This is a genomic window from Acinetobacter lanii (assembly GCF_011578285.1).
Classification (GTDB): Bacteria; Pseudomonadota; Gammaproteobacteria; order Pseudomonadales; family Moraxellaceae; genus Acinetobacter; species Acinetobacter lanii.
Map to the genome: position 1 here is coordinate 2,478,118 of NZ_CP049916.1, position 18,818 is coordinate 2,496,935.

Below are 18,818 nucleotides of genomic sequence, written 5' to 3' on the forward strand. Positions count from 1 at the left end.
TAAAGCTTTAAAATCACCGCCCCCTTAGTGACTCAATTTTTTTGACTTTTTCATATGGCTATACCTCAGCACACCATTGATCAAATTTTGGATCGCACTGATATTGTCGATCTAATCGGTCAACGTGTGAAATTGAAAAAGTCGGGTCGTACTTATTCAGGTTGTTGTCCCTTTCATCAAGAAAAGTCACCCTCTTTTCACGTCTACCGTGACAAACAGTATTACCACTGCTTTGGTTGCCAAGCCAACGGTAACGCGATTCGTTTTCTCATGGACATCGATAGTCGTAATTTTATCGACGTGATGAAAGACCTTGCCAATCAAACTGGCATTGAACTTCCTAAAGACAATATTGATTCTAAAAAGCTTTCCTATAAACGTGAGGCAGTCAAAGCAAAGGCTGTTGCCCCGTCCCATAACAAAAAACAAGCCAATTCATCTTCATCCACTGCACCAAAACCCGATACCAATACACAAGTCATTGATCCAGCACCGGCATTTGATGTCGATCCCTTTGAAGCATTTCAAAACTTCCCAGAGTTTGATGATAGCGCTTTTGGATTTGACCCTGAGTTTAATCCCGGCATACAAGCGCCGATCGAACAAGACGGTAACTTGTATGATTTACTTGAAAATGTAGCGCAGTACTACGAGAAGCAACTGCCCCATAGTCATGTGGCTCAACATTATTTTCGGCACCGTGGTCTAGGTGCGGAAACCATTAAATACTGGCGTTTGGGCTATGCCCCCGAAGACTGGCAACATTTAGAAAAAGCCTTTCCACAAGATATCGAAGGTTTAAAACTGCTGGGTTTAATCCGCACCAGTGATAGCGGTCGTGACTTTGATTTACTGCGTGAACGAGTCATTTTCCCGATTCGAGATGCCAAAGGTCGTGTGGTTGGCTTTGGTGGTCGTGCGCTCAATGATGAAATTAAACCCAAATACATCAACTCGCCTGACTCTGAAGTGTTTCACAAAAACCAGCTCCTGTATGGCTTATATGAAGGTCGTAAACTCAAAGCCCAAAACTGGTTAATGGTGGAAGGCTATATGGACGTGATTGCCTTGCAACAGGCAGGCATTCCGGGTGCAGTAGCAACCTTAGGGACAGCCAGTAATGCCGACCACCTCAGTACCTTATTTAAACAGAATAATCAAATTACCATTGCCTTTGATGGGGATGCTGCTGGTCAAAAAGCTGCACGTCGTACTTTAGATATTGCGTTACCGTTACTGAATGATGGTCGTGAGCTAAAGTTTTTTATCATGCCGAAAGAGCATGATCCTGATTCTCTGGTACGTAAAGAAGGTTTAGAAACCTTTAACCGTTTGTGGCAACAAGCACCACTGTTATCTGATTTTATTTTTGCCTTGCTTAGTCAACAGTATGAAGTGACCACACCTGAAGGCAAAAGTCAGGTGATGGCTGAACTGAATCAATTGACCGATTTATTGCCTAAACATGGCTCTTATCGTTATCTGATTCGTCAGTTTTTTAAAGAAAAACTCGGCTTCAATAAAAAATGGCAACCGCAGGTCAATTTAGATGCCTCGTTGTCTTTTAATATTCGAACCAAAGACGAAGATTTTGCTGTGGCGATGCTGATGCATCACCCTTATCTGTATATTCATTTTGAAGTGTTGCGTGCACTGATGCCTGCGGATGAGCTTTTGGCACAAATTTTAGCCAAGTTCGATAGCATTTATGATGATCTTCCAGATGATCAAGAACTGGCAACTTATTATGTTTTAGGAGCTTGTAGCGCTTATCATTTAGAGTTATCGGAAATCATGCAACGCACAAACATTCAGGTGTTGACCCAAGCCCCTGAAATGGCAGATAAACTTGCTTCAGAATGTTCACTCTCATTACAAGAAAAATTCTTAAGACAAAAACTTAAAAAGCCAAGTTCACTCAGTGAATCACGTTACTTAAGACAGCAGTTAAATGAACTGACCAAAAAAATTGGCTTAAAGCTGATTAATGAATAAGACCGACTATCTACTGAGTCCTTTAATTTTTTAAACAATATTATTTTTAGAATAAAACGATAAAACACCTATCCGTTTTATCGTTTTGGTTTACGTTCTTTTTGGAAAATATCTTTCAAACTTTCCTTAATCCCTGCAAAGATTTCAGGATCATCAGATTTAGCGACTTCTCGTAACAACAATGAAGTTGGGTGCAATAACTTTTGAGTTAAACGATGGGCAAATTCTTGCATCACCACCGTGCTGTCTTCACCCGCTTGAATGCGCTCTAAAGCCAAGCTCAACTCATGTTCTTTGGTTTGTTCGCCATGTTCACGGAACTGATGAATGGTTTCCCCGGCCTGGCTGACTTTCTGCTGCATGATCAACTGGGTGACCAATTGATTGACCATGACTTCCGCTTCAACGGCGGCCTGACGACGCTGCGCTAAGTTGTCATCAATCACGGTTTGCAAATCATCGACACCATATAAATACACGCCATCGAGGTTTTTAACTTTCGGTTCAATATCGCGTGGTACGGCTAAATCGACCAACAACATCGGTTGATAACGACGTTTTTTCAATGCAGCTTTGACATCTGCATAGGCAATCACTTGATGCAAACTGCCTGTACAACTGGAAATCACATCAGCACGATGCAGGTTTTCAGCCAATTGATCAAAAGGTACGATTTCAACGTCTACGCGATGTTGAATTTCTTTTGCCAAGTTTTCCGCACGTTCACGACCACGGTTACAAATCAGGACTTTCGCCACACCCATTTCGGCCAAATGCTTTGCGACAAGGCTGTTCATTTCGCCGGCAGCGACGACCATAACGGTGAGTTTTTCAGCTTTCGTAAATACTTGCAGTGCCAATTGCGCCACTGCATAGCCCATAGAAACCGCATGATTACCTACCGCGGTTTCTGAACGCACACGTTTGGCTGCATAAAATGCATATTCAAAAATATGATTGAGATTTTGCGACACGATGTCAGATTCTTTGGCTAAATTTAGCGCAGTTTTAACCTGCCCCATAATTTGAGGCTCACCCAACATCAGTGAATCTAAGCCACTGGCCACACGCATTAAATGAGTGACTGCATCGGCATTTTCATACTGATAGACGTGTTTATTGAGTTGATTTACATCAACACCATTTTTTTGTGCAAGCCAATCCAATACCATATCGGCATTTTCAGCCATGGCATAGACTTCAGTGCGATTACAGGTCGACACCACCACCATATCGTTTAGATCGGGGTGACGACTTTGCTCAAGCAAGACCTCTTTTAATTTTTCAGGATTAAAAGCCACTTGCTCGCGTAATTCGACTGAGGCTGTTTGATGGTTGACACCCAATGCAAAGAAAGACATATCAGATCATCAATTCGCTAAATTTATGCTATTGTGCAATAACGGTGTCATAAAAAGCATTACTTGGATAAAAATTTGCGTCAAATAAATAGCCGAAACAACGGCATGACAATAAAGCAGTATTCTACCACATTCTTACTTGTTGGTAGCATGGCTTACAGTCCTCATCTTAGAGCATCTGAAGAAATTAATCATGCAAATTTAAATCGGAATGCTATTCAACAGACCATGATCGCAGAGTTTGCGCTCGCGGCGAACGATGTCGCCACGGCTTTACATAATTATACCGTGCTCGCCATTCGCAGTAACTCGACTCAAGTTAAACAACGTGCACTTGATATAGCATTGGAACAAAACGACTTACAATCGGCTTTAAACATTGCGACCCATTGGGTGGTTCAAGAACCTGAAGATGTCCCGGCTAAGTTCTATTTGGCGCATATTGCACTCAAATCGCATGAATATGAATTGGCGGCTGATGTTCTCGACACGATTCTTAATCTAGACCCTGATTCAAATTTAGAACTGATTCTTGAAGGAATTTCACCCGAATCCGCTGAAGATCGGATCAATTTGCTAAATACACTGAATAAGAGTAAAGAAAAAACCAATCCGTCTATTTTGGTGTTGATCGCAAGTTTAGAAGCGCAAAATGATCAGCTTGATCAAGCCCTCAAAACCGTCAATAAAGCCTTAAAACGTAAACCCAAAGTCACCGCCTATATTGCACTAAAAGCCAATTTACTCAATGCAATGGGCGATGAAGCAGCCACATTAAAGTGGTATGAAAAAAGTAGTCGACGTAATCGAAACAATTTAGAGGTCAATTTGGCTGAAGTTCGTTATTTGATTAAGCTGAACAAGTCCGAATTGGCTTTAGATAAACTTAAAAAAATCATTAAAAAATGGCCGGATGCTGAAGAAGCTCTATTTATTGCAGGACTAACCTCAATCGACCTTAAACAATATGAATTGGCTGAACAATATCTGGTTGAACTGCGCGCCTCAAACCAATATCAAAATGACGCTTATTATTATTTGGCGGTGAATGCCGAGCGTAAAGAACATTTCGAAACAGCCAAAGCTTATTACCGCTTGGTCGATGGCAACTTATACGCGGTTTCAAGACGTAATTTGATTAGCATTTATGAGCGTCAAGGTAAACTGAATGATGTTTTACGCTTTTTAACTCAGGAACGGGTCAATTACCCACAACAAGCCAGTTTCTTGTATCAAGCGCAGGCTGAAATTTTAAAACGTATGGGCAATAAAAAAGCTGCATTAGGTTTACTCAGAGAAGCTGTGAAAAATCTGCCGGATGATCCAGAATTACTCTACTCTGAAGTGTTATTGCTTGATCCCTTTCAAGATCGCGATCAACTCGATCAAGTGCTGAAGCAATTACTAGAAATTGAGCCGAATAGCCCCACGTACTTAAATGCCTATGCCTATACCCTCGCACTCCAGAATCGACGTTTAGATGAAGCACGGGCTTACGCCGAACACGCATTAGAAACTGCACCTGAGCAGGCCTCTATCTTAGATACCTTGGGTTATATCACTTTTTTACAAAATGACTATCCCACTGCCTCTTTAGTTTTAGCCAAGGCTTATGCACTGAGTAAAAGTGTCAATATTGGGGTGCGTTATGCCAAATCGCTGTATATGCAAGGCGAGATGGATCAGTTCAATCAAGTGTTACAGCAACTGCAACAAAATCACCCGAATGATCCACAATTAGCCCCACTCCATCAATTACTGTTAACCACAAATGCAAAACCGAGTTAATCCACATGTTTAAACATATCAAAATTGCCCTGATCTTATCGAGTACACTCAGTGTAATAGCGATGACAGGCTGTCAAAGTTTTACCCAGAACAAAGCTGTTTCATCGACACAAAGCCCTCAGGTAGCCAATCAATTTAACCTGCAAGGTAAGATTGGTGTGAAAACACCACAACAATCAGGCAGTGCCTTTTTCACTTGGCAACAAAACCAAGAGCAGTATGATATTGAACTCAGTGGCATCTTAGGGGTGGGTAAAACTCAAATTTCCGGTCAACCCGGTCAAGTCACTTTAAATAGCGCCAAAACCGGCACCATCACGGCAGAATCGCCTGAAGAATTGCTTGAACGTGCCACCGGATGGCAAGCGCCGATTACCAATTTGGTCGATTGGGTTCAAGCCAAGACCACATCCGATACGGCAAAAACAGAAAAAGATGCGCAAAACCGTTTAGCGCAGATTATTGAAGATGGTTGGACAGTAAATCTAAGCTATAACGATGCTGCAACTTTGCCGAATAAGTTGATTTTGCAGCAACAGCTTGAAACAGGAAAAGAAAACCGTATTACAATGGTCATTCAAAACCGTTAATCCTTTAAAAGCGTTCTTGTTATGATTCGTGTTCCCTCACCTGCCAAGTTGAATCTGTTCTTACACATCACCGGTCGCCGTGAAAATGGTTATCACGAACTGCAAAGTATTTTTCAGTTGATTGATTTGTGCGATTGGATGGAATTCACACAAACAGAAGATCCACAGATTCAGATTGATGGCCTAGACAGTGTCGATCTGGAAAATAATCTGATCTATAAAGCCTTAACGATGATCAAACCCTATGCAAAAGTTGGGCAATTGGGGTTGAAGATTTGCATTGAAAAAAATATTCCCATGGGTGCAGGTTTGGGTGGTGGCTCCTCTAATGCTGCGACCACACTACTGATAGCGAACAAAATTTGGCAATGTGGATTAACAATTGAACAATTGGCTGATTTAGGCGTGAAGCTAGGTGCAGATGTGCCGATCTTTGTGCATGGTAAAAATGCTTGGGCAGAAGGCATTGGTGAACACTTAACATTCATAGACTTAGATCAAAAACAGTTCATTGTGCTGAAACCTGATTGTTTTATCAGCACTCAACTGCTTTTTTCACAAAAAGCGTTGACAAGAGACACGAAGACCTCTAAATTTTGCGCCTATCAGGAAACGCCATCTGATTTTGGAAATAACTTTGAGCCTTTGGCAAGAAGCTTATACCCTGAAGTCAATGAAGCGATGCAATATTTAGATCAGTTCGGTGTTGCTAAACTTACAGGTACAGGTGCTTGTGTGTTTATTGAAGTAATGAAAGATATGAATCTTGATGAGATTCTTGCCCATTCACCATGTAAATCTTACTTAGTGAATAGCTTAAAAGAATCACCATTAAATCATATTTGAGTTATATGATAGGGGTATCGCCAAGTGGTAAGGCACCGGGTTTTGATCTCGGCATCCGTTGGTTCGAATCCAGCTACCCCTGCCATTTTCATCTGTAGATGTTTGCGCTATATGCAAAGTATTAGGGGTATCGCCAAGTGGTAAGGCACCGGGTTTTGATCTCGGCATCCGTTGGTTCGAATCCAGCTACCCCTGCCATTCTTTACATATCTGCTCAGCATTAGGGGCGTCGCCAAGTGGTAAGGCACCGGGTTTTGATCTCGGCATCCGTTGGTTCGAATCCAGCCGCCCCTGCCATTTTAAGTTCAAAAAGACGGAACAAAACTTACTACATCTTTGTGAAGCAACCTTGACAAAGCATTGTAAAAATATTAAAGTTCTGCCGCATTAGGGGTATCGCCAAGTGGTAAGGCACCGGGTTTTGATCTCGGCATCCGTTGGTTCGAATCCAGCTACCCCTGCCATCTATTTCTAAACATTCCAACCGCCAAGGGTGCTTCATGCCCAATCTTGTCGTTTTTAGTGGAACTGCACATCCACAATTCGCCCAAAAAGTCGTTAGCCATCTGCACATTCCTTTAGGTGCTGCATCTGTAGGTCATTTCTCTGACGGTGAAATCGCTGTCGAAATTACTGAAAATGTACGTGGTAAAGACGTGTTTATCGTTCAGCCTACTTGTGCCCCAACCAATGACAACCTTATGGAAGTTTTGGTTATGGCAGATGCTTTGCGTCGTGCAAGTGCTGGCCGTATCACAGCTGTCATCCCTTACTTCGGTTATGCTCGTCAAGACCGTCGTCCACGTTCTGCACGTGTGCCTATCACTGCAAAAGTTGTTGCTGATATGTTAACAACTGTGGGTATTGATCGTGTTGTCATGATCGACCTACACGCAGACCAAATCCAAGGCTTCTTCGATATTCCTGTAGATAACATCTACGGTACGCCTGCTTTGCTTGCTGACTTACGTCAACAACAACATCACAACTTGATGGTGGTTTCACCTGACGTTGGTGGTGTAGTTCGTGCACGTGCTGTTGCCAAACAAATGGGTGATATTGATCTTGCAATCATTGACAAACGTCGTCAAAAAGCAAATGAATCACAAGTGATGCATTTGATTGGCGATGTGAAAGATCGTGATTGTGTGATTGTCGACGATATGGTGGATACCGCAGGTACATTGTGTAAAGCTGCTGATGCACTGAAGTCATTTGGTGCGCGTAAAGTGGTTGCTTATGCAACTCACCCTGTTTTATCAGGTAAAGCCATTGAGAATTTACGCAATTCTGTGATTGATGAATTGGTTGTCTGTGACACCATTCCACTTTCAGAAGAAGCGCAAGCACTTGGTAAGATTCGCCAAGTTTCAGTTGCTAGTATGGTTGCTGAAACAATTCGTCGTATTAACAACGAAGAATCTATTAGCGCAATGTTTGATAGTTATCTATAATACACCGCTGAAATTCCAAAGCCCTGCCATTTTGGTGGGGCTTTCTATCACTAGATCGGTCGCAGGTCTAGTTCATTAACTTAAATAGGATGTCTATCATGGCAAACTTCGTATTAAACGCAGAAGCACGTGAAGAAGCTGTACAAGGGAAAGGTGCGAGCCGCCGCCTTCGTTTACAAGCTAAAGTACCAGCAATCATCTACGGTGGTGAAGCTGCTCCAGTTTCTGTAACTTTAGAATTACGTCAATTGGTTAAATTCTTAGAAGACAACAAATTCTTCGAAGAAGTAATCGAAATCAATGTTGATGGTAAAGTTGAAACTGTTAAAATCCAAGCGTTACAACGTCACCCATCTAAAAACACGCCAATGCACGCTGACTTCAAACGCGCATAAGTGTTAATGGTGTAAATTAGTGTCAAATATTTCACTGATTGTTGGTTTGGGCAACCCAGGTTCTGAGTATGCTCAAACCCGCCATAATGCAGGCTTCTGGTATGTAGAACGCCTCGCACAGCAATATGGCATTTCTCTCAAAGCTGATCCGAAATATAAAGGCATCAGTGGTCGCGGTAAAATCGAAGGTCAGGACGTTCGTCTGTTATTACCAACAACTTTTATGAACCTCGTGGGTCAAAGTGTTGTACCCTTCGCCAAATTCTATCAAATTTCTCCTGAAGCAATACTCATTGCACACGACGAACTCGATATGAACCCGGGTGTCATTCGCCTCAAAACTGGCGGTGGTCATGGTGGTCATAATGGTTTACGTGACATCGTTCCACACATTGGCGCCAATTTCCATCGTTTACGTATTGGTATTGGTCATCCTGGATCTAAAGAACGTGTCTCAGGTCATGTGTTGAGTAAAGCACCATCTAGCGAACAATCGCTGATGGATGATGCGATTCACCATGCTTTAAGCCGCACAAAATTATTGGTAAATGGTGAAATTCAGCAGGCAATGAATCAAATAAATGCCTATAAACCTTGATCTAAAAAATTAATCTTGGTTAAACAATTTTTCTTGCCATGTTTAAAATTTGAGAGCAAAATGCGCTTTCAATTGCATCCCCCAACATAGAAGTTGTTGTTTAATCATAAGATAACAAAACTTAGGGCTACTAGGAGACGCTTTCCATGCTATCTCGTTTATTAAAAGCAAAAATTCACCGTGCAGTAGTGACTCAAGCTGAGCTTCATTATGAAGGCTCATGTGCTATTGATGGCGTCTTGTTAGATTTAGCGGGTATTCGTGAATATGAAGAAATTCATGTTTGGAATGTCACCAACGGTAAGCGTTTTACCACCTATGCAATTCGTGGTGAAGAAAATTCAGGCATCATTTCAGTCAACGGTGGTGCTGCACATCAAGCCGATGTCGGCGATCTTGTGATCATTGCAACCTTTGGTGATTTTACCAATGCAGAAGCTGATGCACACAAACCACGTCTTGTTTATGCAAACCCAGACAATACTGTGAATCACACTGCAAACTGTATTCCAGTTCAAGTGGCTTAATTTTTTAAGTGTATGTGATAGAAAAAAGCTGGCAATATGCGAGCTTTTTTCTTGTTTAGATTTACAGTAAATCAACTCGGTTTGACTTTGCTTGAAAAGATCAACTCAATCTCAGTCGGCTCAGCGACACGACCCATATCTTGCGGAGACTTAAAAATTGCCAAATGCATATTGGCTTGTTTTAACTGAGGCACCAATTCTTCGCTAAACTGTTTGACGTTAAATTCTTGCGGCTTATACCCTGCCCACTCACCAACCGCATTGGCAGTGGCAAAGTCTTCATCCGACCAGACTGGGAACAATTGATAACCTTGCTCATCATCCCGAAATACCGCCCAAGACTCTCCAACCAACCCCCAAACCCGACCTGTTTCAATCACTTGATCTAAAAAAAACTCGTAACGGTCTTCAATCGGCAATGCCAGTACTGTTTCTAATTCTGTTGCTTCAATAGTCATAATTTTTCCATTGTTATAAATTATTCACATTATTTTAAACAGTTTACTGTTTTTTGAAAGCGAAAATCACTAAAAACACATCTTTAGTGACATTTTCAAGCTGTTGTTCTGCTTAGACTATTCTGCGCAATCAGATCTCAGGCTCAATCCTCTTGCATCGCTTGCGATAAGCTCCGACTCATCCCATCTGCGCGCAACCATGCCAAATCATAGCTTGCATTGGCTAAAGCCAACACACGACGCTCAAACTCAGTCCAAATGGGCTTCACCTGATGCGGCTCAATCCCTAAGCCACTCTCATGCGCCAAATGCTTATTTTTTTCACACAACTTTAACGCATGATAAAGCTTGCGTCCTTTGCTCGCGGTTTCAAAGACCCGAATACGTTTCGAATGAATAAAGCCTTCAATGTGCTGAAGATTGGCAAGCGGTAACATTGGCAGCAAGATTTGATCCAATTGAGCATCCAATCGCTTCCATATCGTCTGTCGCTGTTCTTCATTGTAGGTATTCCACCGAATCACCTCATGGTTGAATCTTCGGCAACCACGACAGACTGCATCACCAAATACCGTAGAGCAACGCCCTGCACATGGGGTAAGAGAAGGTATTCGACGATCATTACTCAACTTTTTTTCCTCAATTAAAACCATATTTCGGGTAGGGTTTTCTCGCAAAACAACGCAATTCAAGGTAGAATATGCGCCATAAATTTTATCCCTATATTAATACATTTGGAGTACTCCATGAACGCTACTGTAGAACAGCTTGCACCTGTAGAACAGCAAGCGACCACTGGTTGGGTTGTTGCAGCACTTTATCAATTTAAAGAAGTCCAAGATTCACTTGGTCTTCAACAACGTCTTTTAGACTTGGTAAAAACCATCAACCTCTGCGGTACTCTAATTGTGGCAGATGAAGGGATTAACGGAACTGTGGCTGGTGATCGTGTAGCGATTGATGTAGTGCATCAATTTTTGCTCGATGAAGGTTTCGACGCAATGGAATACAAAGAATCACACAGTGATGAGAAACCGTTCCGTAAAATGAAAATTAAGCACAAACCTGAAATTGTGACTTTGGGTGTGCCAGTTAAACCGCGTGATTTGGTCGGTCATTATCTTGATCCGAAAGAATGGAATGAACTGATTGCACGTGATGACGTGATCTTGGTCGATACGCGTAATGATTACGAGTACAAAGCAGGGACATTTAAGGGTGCAATTGACCCTAAAACAGAAAGTTTCCGTGAATTCCCAGAATACGTCAAAAACAACCTTGAAGAACATAAAGATAAGAAAATTGCGATGTTCTGTACCGGTGGTATTCGCTGTGAAAAATCAACCTCTTTACTTTTACAAGAAGGCTTTACTGAGGTGTATCACTTAAAAGGTGGTATTTTAAAATACTTAGAAGAAACACCACCTGAAGAAAGCATGTGGGAAGGTGAATGCTTCGTGTTTGATGGTCGTACTGCTGTAACGCATGGTGTTGAAGAAGGTCAAAACACCAAGTGTCATGCTTGTGGTTGGCCACTCCTGCCTGCTGAGGTTGAACTAGCGAGCTATGAACACGGTGTGTCTTGCGTGTATTGCATCGACAAAACCACAGAAAAGCAAAAAGCGGGTTTCCGTATGCGTCAATCGCAAATTGCAGCCGCTAAGCGTAAACGTTTGTAATTTAGCTTTTCAAATAGTGCCTAAAAACCGCTGCTTATCGCAGCGGTTTTTTATTTGTGTCACATAAATATCCAATACTTTGCACAATCTAACAAATCTTATAAACAGCAAATGCATAAAACTGTACAAAAAATTGCTAATTTAAATCGATCAGTTTGTGGCAATAAATTATGGCAACAATAGAGAGAAACACTGACATTTGAAAGATGATGCCCAAATTGAAAATACAGGTAATCAAATGATTTTTTGTTAAGCACGCGTTGATATCAAACCTGGATTAAAAAAGGATTTAAAAAAAATCATAAAGAATATTGAAGGAAACCGTAATGACTAAGACTGCTTATATGCGCGCCACTTCGAAATCTATGGCTCAACCTACGATGAATACTCAAAATTTATCGTCCGGCAATCATTTAGATGGATCTTTTACACTGCAAGACTTTCACAAACTCTTAAATGCTGAATCGCATATTTTTATCGTACTTCTTGGTTCAATTTTAGGCGGGATGATCGCCCTTGCCATTGGTCATTCCGTTCAAGCCTCACCTGTCAACTTTGTCATGCTGAGTTTAATTCCGATTGGCATGAGTTACATTTTAAGAAAAGTCTATATTTATACTTTACTGAATTTTAAAGACTAGCATTCGTTCATGGTTGCCCAGAATTAGATGTGAATGAGTAGCACGTTAAAAAACTAAATATAAACTTAAAAAGCATAAGCCCTACCAGATTTGCTAACCATCTTGAATAAACTTGTATAAAAAAAGCACCCATATGGGTGCTTTTAAAAATCTTCAATCAATTAATCTGGTGTGTGGTACATCAAATATAATTCATTTAAATTCTCTGGAATTTCTTCCGCGAGCTCGTCCATCAATTGACCGTTGCGACGGAAAGATTCCATTTGAGGATCTTCTTCATCAACACCACTGAAGACCATAATCGGCAAAGTCAAATCGACCAATTGCTCTTCGTATTCGTCTGCAAACCATGCATCTTCATTTAAGAACATTGCATCAACGAAACCAACACTCCAATCACCTAAGCTTGACTCTACATCGGCTTCTTCAATTTCAAATGGGAATGTAATCCCTTCTTCATTGGCTAAGTTTTGACGTAGCGCTTCCAACCAAAGTTTGATTTGAGCAATGATATGGGCAGGTACTTTGTTTTGATTGTTGTCAAATAATTCATCTAACCAACGCTCAAATTTCGGTCCAACTGCTGTAGCACATAAAAAACCATGAGTCGCCGCGAAATCTAGACCATGCTCATTGTCATCGCCATCTAGATAATCACTCAATAGGTCTAAATCTAAAGCACTCATTTTGTTTCCAATACAACTCTATTTAATGGCTTAGGATAGCATTTTCAGTACATAAGCCCAATGATAAATTCGTTATTCGTCGTCGAAATGGTCGTCTTCATCATCGTCAAAATCATATTCTAAATCTTTTAACTCGCGGTCTAAGCGACGCTGTGCAAGTAAGTCGTCGATTAGGCGACGTTTTTCTAATGATTCTTTTGCGCTAATTTTGTTGCTTGATTCATCAAAACTAACATCATCATCACTATAGTTATCATCTAATTCAAAATCTGTAGAAGACACTAAAACTACCTCATAATTGAAAAAAATGGATGGGGCTAGGCGCTATTTATCTTTGTTCTTAATTCTTGTCAAGTTTTATTTGATTTTTTAACGATGTGCAACAAAAATTTTCTTTTTTTATGTCGCTTAAATATGCGATTATTAACAATTAGTTTGGTTTTATTCAGTTTCAGATTAAATAAGCATTAGGAACACGCTTGAAAATAAAAAAACCAGCCCCATATTTGGATACACGATTTTATAGTTTGGTTTTTTTAAACCAATTTAGCGACCCTATTCAGATACTATATTTAGATAATTGTGCTAAAATGCACGGTTTTTCCCTGCCACAGATTCAACGAGAAGAGAGCAAAGATGAGCGATAAGCATTCCCCTACTTCCCAAGTAGCGGCTCTGATTAGCCGAGGCAAAGAACAAGGTTACTTAACCTACGCTGAGGTTAACGATCATCTCCCAGACTCAATCACTGAAAGCGAACAGATTGAAGACATTATTCAAATGCTTCAAGACGTGGGTATTCCGGTGCATGAACGCGCACCTGAAGCTGACGACACCATGTTCGACGGTACTAATACCGAAACGACTGATGAAGTCGCAGAAGAAGAAGCGGCAGCTGTTCTTGCCTCTGTAGAGAACGAACCTGGTCGTACCACTGACCCTGTACGTATGTATATGCGTGAAATGGGTACAGTTGAACTTCTGACTCGTGAAGGCGAGATTGTGATTGCAAAACGCATCGAAGAAGGTATTCGTGACGTTTTAAATTCAATTGCATATTGGCCAAATGCAGTCGAAGTTGTACTCCAAGAATATAAAGATTATGAAAGCGGTGAACGTCGTCTCGCAGATATTCTTTCAGGTTATTTAGACCCTGAATCTGACGAAGAGATTCCTGAAGTTATAGAAGAAGAACCTGAACTTGTAGAAGATTCAGACACCAAGCCAACCAAAGAAGTTAAACTCGATGATGACGATGAAGAAGAGTCAGACAGCGATGACGACTCTGAAGGCGAATCTGGTCCAGATCCTGAAATTGCAAAAGCACGTTTCACTGAATTAGAAGCAGCTTGGCAAGCGACCAAAGATGCAATTGCTAAACATGGTCGTCGTAGCAAACAAGCAGACGATGCGATTGAAGCGCTTGCAACTGTGTTCATGATGTTCAAATTCACACCACGTCTATTTGATATTATTTCAGAAATGATTCGTGGTACGCACGAAAACATTCGTACTGCTGAACGTGAAGTAATGCGCTATGCAGTGCGTCGTGGTCGTATGGATCGCACCCAATTCCGTACCTCTTTCCCAGGTCAAGAATCAAACCCGGCTTGGATTGAAGAGCAAATCGCCAAAGCGCCTGCGGATCTAAAACCGTATTTAGAAAAAGTTCGTCCAGATGTATTGGCTTTCCAACAAAAGATTGCTGATATTGAGAAAGAACTCAATCTCAACGTGAAAGAAATTAAAGAAATTTCTAAACGTATGGCAATTGGTGAAGCGAAAGCACGTCGTGCCAAGAAAGAGATGGTTGAAGCCAACTTACGTCTGGTGATTTCGATTGCGAAAAAATACACCAACCGTGGTCTACAATTCCTCGACTTGATTCAAGAAGGTAACATCGGCTTGATGAAAGCGGTAGACAAGTTTGAATACCGTCGTGGTTACAAGTTCTCGACTTATGCAACGTGGTGGATTCGTCAGGCGATCACGCGTTCGATTGCGGATCAAGCGCGTACCATTCGTATTCCGGTGCATATGATTGAAACAATTAACAAGATCAACCGTGTATCTCGTCAATTGCTTCAAGAAATGGGCCGTGAACCAACCCCTGAAGAATTGGGCGAACGTCTAGAAATGGACGAAGTGAAAGTTCGTAAAGTGCTTAAAATTGCGAAAGAACCAATTTCGATGGAAACGCCGATTGGTGATGATGAAGATTCGCACTTGGGTGACTTTATTGAAGACGGTAACATTACCTCTCCAATTGATGCGGCAACCTCTGAAGGCTTAAAAGAAGCAACGCGTGAAGTTTTAGAAAACCTAACTGAACGTGAAGCTAAAGTTTTGAAAATGCGTTTTGGTATCGATATGCCAACCGACCATACTTTGGAAGAAGTGGGTAAACAATTTGACGTAACACGTGAGCGTATTCGTCAGATTGAAGCCAAAGCATTACGTAAATTACGTCATCCTTCTCGTTCTGAACACTTACGTTCTTTCCTCGAGAATGACTGATCCATCTATAGGATAATGCAGGCTTGAATATGGGGGTCATTCCCCCATAATAAGAGCATGTAGCAATAGAATCAAAATACCTGCTCATTGCAGGTATTTTTAATAATGAGGTGTCCTATGACTGACATGACCGATCGCACTCCATCACGCGAACTTCAAGAAGACCTATGGGTTTTCCCAATGGACTATCCAATTAAATTGATTGGTGTTGCTGGTGATGAATTACATGGTGCCGTAACAGAAATTATGGTGAAGCATTTCCCTGATTTTGATGGTAAAAGCATTAAAGTACAGCCATCACGCACAGGTAAATATCATTCACTGACTGCGCAAATCGTGTTCCAAGAATTGGAACAAGTGCATGCACTTTATGCAGATTTGGCCGCTTGCCCATTGATTAAAACAGCGCTTTAATTTTTTTATTGTCGTTGCTAAAAAAACACGCTTTCGGGCGTGTTTTTTTATGTTTTGGGTTTAAAAATTTACTGATTTAACCAAGTGAATCTTTATCATCTCACTCAGTTGAAAATCCCCTATCCTGCAGCGAATTCATTATAATTAGACTCTATCCAAATTCTGAAAAGGCATCTTTGCTGTGGACGCTTTGAGCAAACCCAATTTAATCATTCGCCAATATTCTCAACTCACACCATATGAAGATCGCTTTTTAGAAATGAAAAGCTTGACTGAACAGCGTGATGAGAATAGCCCTGATGAATTATGGATTTTGCAACATCATGATGTACTTACTCAAGGTCAAGCGGGCAAGGCTGAGCATATTTTGATTCCAAGCGACTTACCTGTCGTACAGACCGACCGTGGCGGTCAAGTCACTTGGCATGGCAAAGGTCAAATGGTGGTGTATTTCATGTTCGATTTAAATCGCTTGAAATGGAATGTTCGCAGTTTGGTGTCTTATGCTGAAAATTTGATGATTGATTTATTGAAGACATATAACATTGAAGCTTATGCAAAACCTGACGCACCGGGTGTTTATGTCGATGGTCGTAAAATTGGCTCACTCGGTTTTAAAATTCGTAAAGGTCGTAGTTATCACGGCTTATCGTTGAATATTGATTGTAGCCTTGATGGTTTTCATACCATTAACCCCTGTGGCTATGCAGGTTTAGAAATGGTACGAATTTGCGATTTGCTTCCCAACTATCCAAGCTTTGAACAGCTGAGCCAAGATGTGATTCAAGCACTGACAGAAACCAACTTTTTCGAAAATATACAGATCAGTGCACACTAATCCCTTTACAAGCCTCCCTAGAATAAATTAGAGTATTTACTCTAAAATAAATCAATACGCAAATAGGGATGAGCGAGTGATTTCAATTAAATCAGTAAAGCCCGCTTTAGAGCAAGCCTATGTCAAGCTCATGCTTGATGTCATTGGACGTGGTTTAGCGATGGCGAGCCAAGTGGATGCTGAAATCAAACAGGATGTGTCAAAATTTCCTGTCGGTTTCACCGTTTCTATGGCTGTGTTTAACAGTGATGCAGCCTTTATCGCACAGGTCAATGATCAGCATCATTTGGTGTTGGTCGATCATACCGATGGCAAACCGGATCTGACCATTACCTTTAAACATATGCATCATGCATTTTTAGTGTTTTCTTTCCAAGAAAGTACCGCTCAAGCTTTTGCCAATGACCGCATGGTGGCGGATGGTGATTTAGGGCATGCGATTCGCTTGGTACGATGCTTGAATAAAATGGAAGCACTCATTTTACCGAAGATGGTGGCTGAGCTTGCCATCAAAGAATATCCACAACAACTCACAATTAAAGAAAAACTAACCGGCGCTGCCAATATTTATTTAAAAGTTGCTCAGTCATATATCAAAGGGAGTGTTTAAGGCATGGCTAAACCATATTACGAATTTTTCTGTCCAGTAAAAGTCATTGCTGGTAATGCCGCACTTGAACATATGCCCTTTGAATTGGCATCTATGGGTGCTTCTCGCCCAATGATTTTGACGGATAAAGGTGTACGTGCAAATGGTTTGCTTGAACCTGTAGAAACTGCTTTTGCAGCCACAGAGGTGACCATTGCTTCTATTTTTGATGATGTTCCACCCGACTCAAGTCTAGAGACGGTTCGAGCTGTAGCAGACGCGTACCGTTCAAACAACTGCGATGCGATTATTGCGATTGGCGGTGGTTCAGTGATTGATACTGCAAAGGCTGCCAATATCTTGGTGACTGAAGGTGGTGATGATCTACTGAAATACTCGGGAGCACATAATCTCCCTCGCCCATTAAAACCATTCTTTGTGGTACCGACGACTTCAGGTACAGGCTCAGAAGTGACCATGGTAGCGGTGATTTCAGACAACAGTACACATCAAAAAATGCCATTTGCTTCAAAATACCTGATGCCAAGTGCAGCGATTTTAGATCCACGTATGACCCAAACCTTGCCACCACACTTAACGGCAATGACGGCAATGGATGCAATGACCCATGCAGTTGAAGCCTATACCTGTTTGGCAGCCAATCCGATCAGTGATGCTTATGCGACCGCGGCAATCAAAAAAGTATCTGAAAACTTGTTTAATGTACTAGACAATCCGAAAGATGCCCATGGTCGTTTAGAGTTGGCGCAAGCGTCGACAATGGCAGGGATTGCATTCTCCAATGCCATGGTGGGTATTGTGCATTCACTCGGACATGCGTTGGGGGCAGTGGCACATTTACCGCATGGGCTATGCATGAACTTATTCCTACCTTATGTGCTTGAGTTCAATAAAGATGTAAACGGACATAAAATTGCCGAGTTGCTGTTGCCGCTTGCAGGTGCAGACATTTATGCGCAAACCCCTGCCCACGCACGTGCAGATAAAGCGATTGCCTTTATCAACACCATGCGTGATCACATTTATAGCTCAACGAAATTGCCTCGTACTTTGCGTGAAACCGGTAAAGTCACTGAAGCGCAGTTTGATGAGATTGCCGAGAAAGCATTGAATGATGGTTCCATCATTTTCAACCCGAAAGAAACCTCGCTTGAAGATTTGAAATCAATCCTAAAAAAAGCTTGGTAATTAATAAAAAATAGGCCAATATACGCCTAAATCTAGCCTGATGTTTTTTTAAACATCGGGCTTTTATCTTGCAGAATGTTGAGTCATCTATTTTTTATACAACTTGGCATATTTTCTGCTAAAACTTCTGAGAAGTTACTGACAAAGTGCATCGATATAGTATAGATTGGCGCACTTTTTTGTTTTTATCAATTCGGGGGGGTTGTTCGTCTCAAACAACCCTTATTAAGCAT

Annotated in this window: 20 protein-coding genes and 4 tRNA genes; 19 read left to right on the forward strand and 5 right to left on the reverse strand. The window is 41.3% G+C overall.

Annotated elements, in window-relative coordinates:
- Positions 1-54 precede the first annotated feature (54 nt).
- Positions 55-1,995: a DNA primase gene (locus tag G8D99_RS11175; RefSeq protein WP_166325850.1), complete on the forward strand. Its 1,941-nt coding sequence runs from the start codon at positions 55-57 to the stop codon at positions 1,993-1,995.
- A 77-nt stretch (positions 1,996-2,072) separates the two neighbouring features.
- Here the strand turns inward: G8D99_RS11175 and hemA are convergent, their stop codons facing one another.
- On the reverse strand, positions 2,073-3,356 hold the full coding sequence (gene hemA / locus G8D99_RS11180) for a glutamyl-tRNA reductase (RefSeq protein WP_166325853.1): 1,284 nt from the start codon (positions 3,354-3,356) through the stop codon (positions 2,073-2,075).
- 75 nt (positions 3,357-3,431) lie between these two features.
- Between hemA and G8D99_RS11185 the strand changes: the two genes are divergently transcribed.
- The 11 genes from G8D99_RS11185 (at position 3,432) to panD (ending at position 9,554) form a co-directional block, all read left to right on the forward strand.
- Positions 3,432-5,144, forward strand: coding sequence for a tetratricopeptide repeat protein (locus G8D99_RS11185; RefSeq protein WP_196781655.1), 1,713 nt, complete (start codon positions 3,432-3,434; stop codon positions 5,142-5,144).
- A complete protein-coding gene (gene lolB / locus G8D99_RS11190) occupies positions 5,144-5,734 on the forward strand; it encodes a lipoprotein insertase outer membrane protein LolB (RefSeq protein WP_406741522.1) in 591 nt (196 codons plus the stop codon). The genes G8D99_RS11185 and lolB overlap by 1 nt, the downstream gene beginning before the upstream one ends.
- 21 nt (positions 5,735-5,755) lie before the next feature.
- Positions 5,756-6,580, forward strand: coding sequence for a 4-(cytidine 5'-diphospho)-2-C-methyl-D-erythritol kinase (ispE, locus tag G8D99_RS11195; protein WP_166325859.1), 825 nt, complete (start codon positions 5,756-5,758; stop codon positions 6,578-6,580).
- Positions 6,581-6,590: 10 nt separating this feature from the next.
- A tRNA-Gln gene (locus tag G8D99_RS11200) sits at positions 6,591-6,665 on the forward strand.
- 38 nt (positions 6,666-6,703) lie between these two features.
- Positions 6,704-6,778 (forward strand) — tRNA-Gln (locus G8D99_RS11205).
- 24 nt (positions 6,779-6,802) lie between these two features.
- Positions 6,803-6,877 (forward strand) — tRNA-Gln (locus G8D99_RS11210).
- A gap of 92 nt (positions 6,878-6,969) precedes the next feature.
- Positions 6,970-7,044 (forward strand) — tRNA-Gln (locus G8D99_RS11215).
- Between the two features lie 36 nt (positions 7,045-7,080).
- Complete coding sequence (locus G8D99_RS11220; RefSeq protein ID WP_166325862.1) at positions 7,081-8,034, forward strand: ribose-phosphate pyrophosphokinase; 954 nt, start codon at positions 7,081-7,083, stop codon at positions 8,032-8,034.
- A gap of 98 nt (positions 8,035-8,132) precedes the next feature.
- Positions 8,133-8,429, forward strand: coding sequence for a 50S ribosomal protein L25 (gene rplY / locus G8D99_RS11225; protein WP_166325865.1), 297 nt, complete (start codon positions 8,133-8,135; stop codon positions 8,427-8,429).
- A 19-nt stretch (positions 8,430-8,448) separates the two neighbouring features.
- Positions 8,449-9,027 (forward strand): aminoacyl-tRNA hydrolase, encoded by a 579-nt coding sequence (gene pth, locus G8D99_RS11230; protein ID WP_166325868.1) that lies wholly within the window; start codon positions 8,449-8,451, stop codon positions 9,025-9,027.
- A 146-nt stretch (positions 9,028-9,173) separates the two neighbouring features.
- Positions 9,174-9,554 carry an aspartate 1-decarboxylase gene (gene panD, locus G8D99_RS11235; RefSeq protein WP_166325871.1) on the forward strand — a complete coding sequence of 127 codons (381 nt, stop codon included), beginning with the start codon at positions 9,174-9,176 and terminating at the stop codon, positions 9,552-9,554.
- Positions 9,555-9,625: 71 nt separating this feature from the next.
- On the opposite strand, the gene G8D99_RS11240 is transcribed toward panD, so the two are convergent.
- Positions 9,626-10,012 carry a DUF2750 domain-containing protein gene (locus G8D99_RS11240; protein ID WP_166325874.1) on the reverse strand — a complete coding sequence of 129 codons (387 nt, stop codon included), beginning with the start codon at positions 10,010-10,012 and terminating at the stop codon, positions 9,626-9,628.
- 143 nt (positions 10,013-10,155) lie between these two features.
- The gene (locus G8D99_RS11245; protein ID WP_166325877.1) at positions 10,156-10,641 is read right to left on the reverse strand and encodes a DUF1289 domain-containing protein; all 486 of its coding nucleotides are present in this window, start codon (positions 10,639-10,641) and stop codon (positions 10,156-10,158) included.
- Between the two features lie 117 nt (positions 10,642-10,758).
- On the opposite strand from G8D99_RS11245, the gene trhO reads away from it, so the two are divergent.
- Together trhO and G8D99_RS11255 are read left to right on the forward strand one after the other, a co-directional pair.
- A complete protein-coding gene (gene trhO / locus G8D99_RS11250) occupies positions 10,759-11,691 on the forward strand; it encodes an oxygen-dependent tRNA uridine(34) hydroxylase TrhO (protein ID WP_166325880.1) in 933 nt (310 codons plus the stop codon).
- Positions 11,692-12,017: 326 nt separating this feature from the next.
- Positions 12,018-12,332, forward strand: a complete 315-nt coding sequence (locus tag G8D99_RS11255) for a hypothetical protein (RefSeq protein WP_166325883.1) — start codon at positions 12,018-12,020, stop codon at positions 12,330-12,332.
- 161 nt (positions 12,333-12,493) lie between these two features.
- On the opposite strand, the gene G8D99_RS11260 is transcribed toward G8D99_RS11255, so the two are convergent.
- A complete protein-coding gene (locus G8D99_RS11260; RefSeq protein WP_166325886.1) occupies positions 12,494-13,018 on the reverse strand; it encodes a YecA/YgfB family protein in 525 nt (174 codons plus the stop codon).
- 72 nt (positions 13,019-13,090) lie between these two features.
- Positions 13,091-13,300: a PA3496 family putative envelope integrity protein gene (locus G8D99_RS11265; protein ID WP_166325889.1), complete on the reverse strand. Its 210-nt coding sequence runs from the start codon at positions 13,298-13,300 to the stop codon at positions 13,091-13,093.
- 300 nt (positions 13,301-13,600) lie between these two features.
- On the opposite strand from G8D99_RS11265, the gene rpoD reads away from it, so the two are divergent.
- The 5 genes from rpoD to G8D99_RS11290 all read left to right on the forward strand — a co-directional run bounded on the left by rpoD (position 13,601) and on the right by G8D99_RS11290 (position 18,585).
- A complete protein-coding gene (gene rpoD / locus G8D99_RS11270; RefSeq protein WP_264821713.1) occupies positions 13,601-15,535 on the forward strand; it encodes an RNA polymerase sigma factor RpoD in 1,935 nt (644 codons plus the stop codon).
- A gap of 126 nt (positions 15,536-15,661) precedes the next feature.
- The gene (locus G8D99_RS11275) at positions 15,662-15,949 is read left to right on the forward strand and encodes a YbeD family protein (protein ID WP_166327734.1); all 288 of its coding nucleotides are present in this window, start codon (positions 15,662-15,664) and stop codon (positions 15,947-15,949) included.
- A gap of 181 nt (positions 15,950-16,130) precedes the next feature.
- Complete coding sequence (gene lipB, locus G8D99_RS11280; protein WP_166325895.1) at positions 16,131-16,787, forward strand: lipoyl(octanoyl) transferase LipB; 657 nt, start codon at positions 16,131-16,133, stop codon at positions 16,785-16,787.
- Positions 16,788-16,863: 76 nt separating this feature from the next.
- Positions 16,864-17,397: a hypothetical protein gene (locus G8D99_RS11285; protein ID WP_166325898.1), complete on the forward strand. Its 534-nt coding sequence runs from the start codon at positions 16,864-16,866 to the stop codon at positions 17,395-17,397.
- 3 nt (positions 17,398-17,400) lie between these two features.
- Positions 17,401-18,585 (forward strand): iron-containing alcohol dehydrogenase, encoded by a 1,185-nt coding sequence (locus G8D99_RS11290; RefSeq protein WP_166325901.1) that lies wholly within the window; start codon positions 17,401-17,403, stop codon positions 18,583-18,585.
- The last annotated feature ends 233 nt before the right edge of the window (positions 18,586-18,818 follow it).

Coding starts and splice junctions, on each gene's coding strand:
- G8D99_RS11175 (WP_166325850.1), top strand. CDS start 55: ATGGCTATACCTCAGCACACCATTGATCAAATTTTGGATCGCACTGAT.
- hemA (WP_166325853.1), bottom strand. CDS start 3,356: ATGTCTTTCTTTGCATTGGGTGTCAACCATCAAACAGCCTCAGTCGAA.
- ispE (WP_166325859.1), top strand. CDS start 5,756: ATGATTCGTGTTCCCTCACCTGCCAAGTTGAATCTGTTCTTACACATC.
- G8D99_RS11220 (WP_166325862.1), top strand. CDS start 7,081: ATGCCCAATCTTGTCGTTTTTAGTGGAACTGCACATCCACAATTCGCC.
- rplY (WP_166325865.1), top strand. CDS start 8,133: ATGGCAAACTTCGTATTAAACGCAGAAGCACGTGAAGAAGCTGTACAA.
- panD (WP_166325871.1), top strand. CDS start 9,174: ATGCTATCTCGTTTATTAAAAGCAAAAATTCACCGTGCAGTAGTGACT.
- G8D99_RS11240 (WP_166325874.1), bottom strand. CDS start 10,012: ATGACTATTGAAGCAACAGAATTAGAAACAGTACTGGCATTGCCGATT.
- trhO (WP_166325880.1), top strand. CDS start 10,759: ATGAACGCTACTGTAGAACAGCTTGCACCTGTAGAACAGCAAGCGACC.
- G8D99_RS11255 (WP_166325883.1), top strand. CDS start 12,018: ATGACTAAGACTGCTTATATGCGCGCCACTTCGAAATCTATGGCTCAA.
- G8D99_RS11260 (WP_166325886.1), bottom strand. CDS start 13,018: ATGAGTGCTTTAGATTTAGACCTATTGAGTGATTATCTAGATGGCGAT.
- G8D99_RS11275 (WP_166327734.1), top strand. CDS start 15,662: ATGACCGATCGCACTCCATCACGCGAACTTCAAGAAGACCTATGGGTT.
- G8D99_RS11290 (WP_166325901.1), top strand. CDS start 17,401: ATGGCTAAACCATATTACGAATTTTTCTGTCCAGTAAAAGTCATTGCT.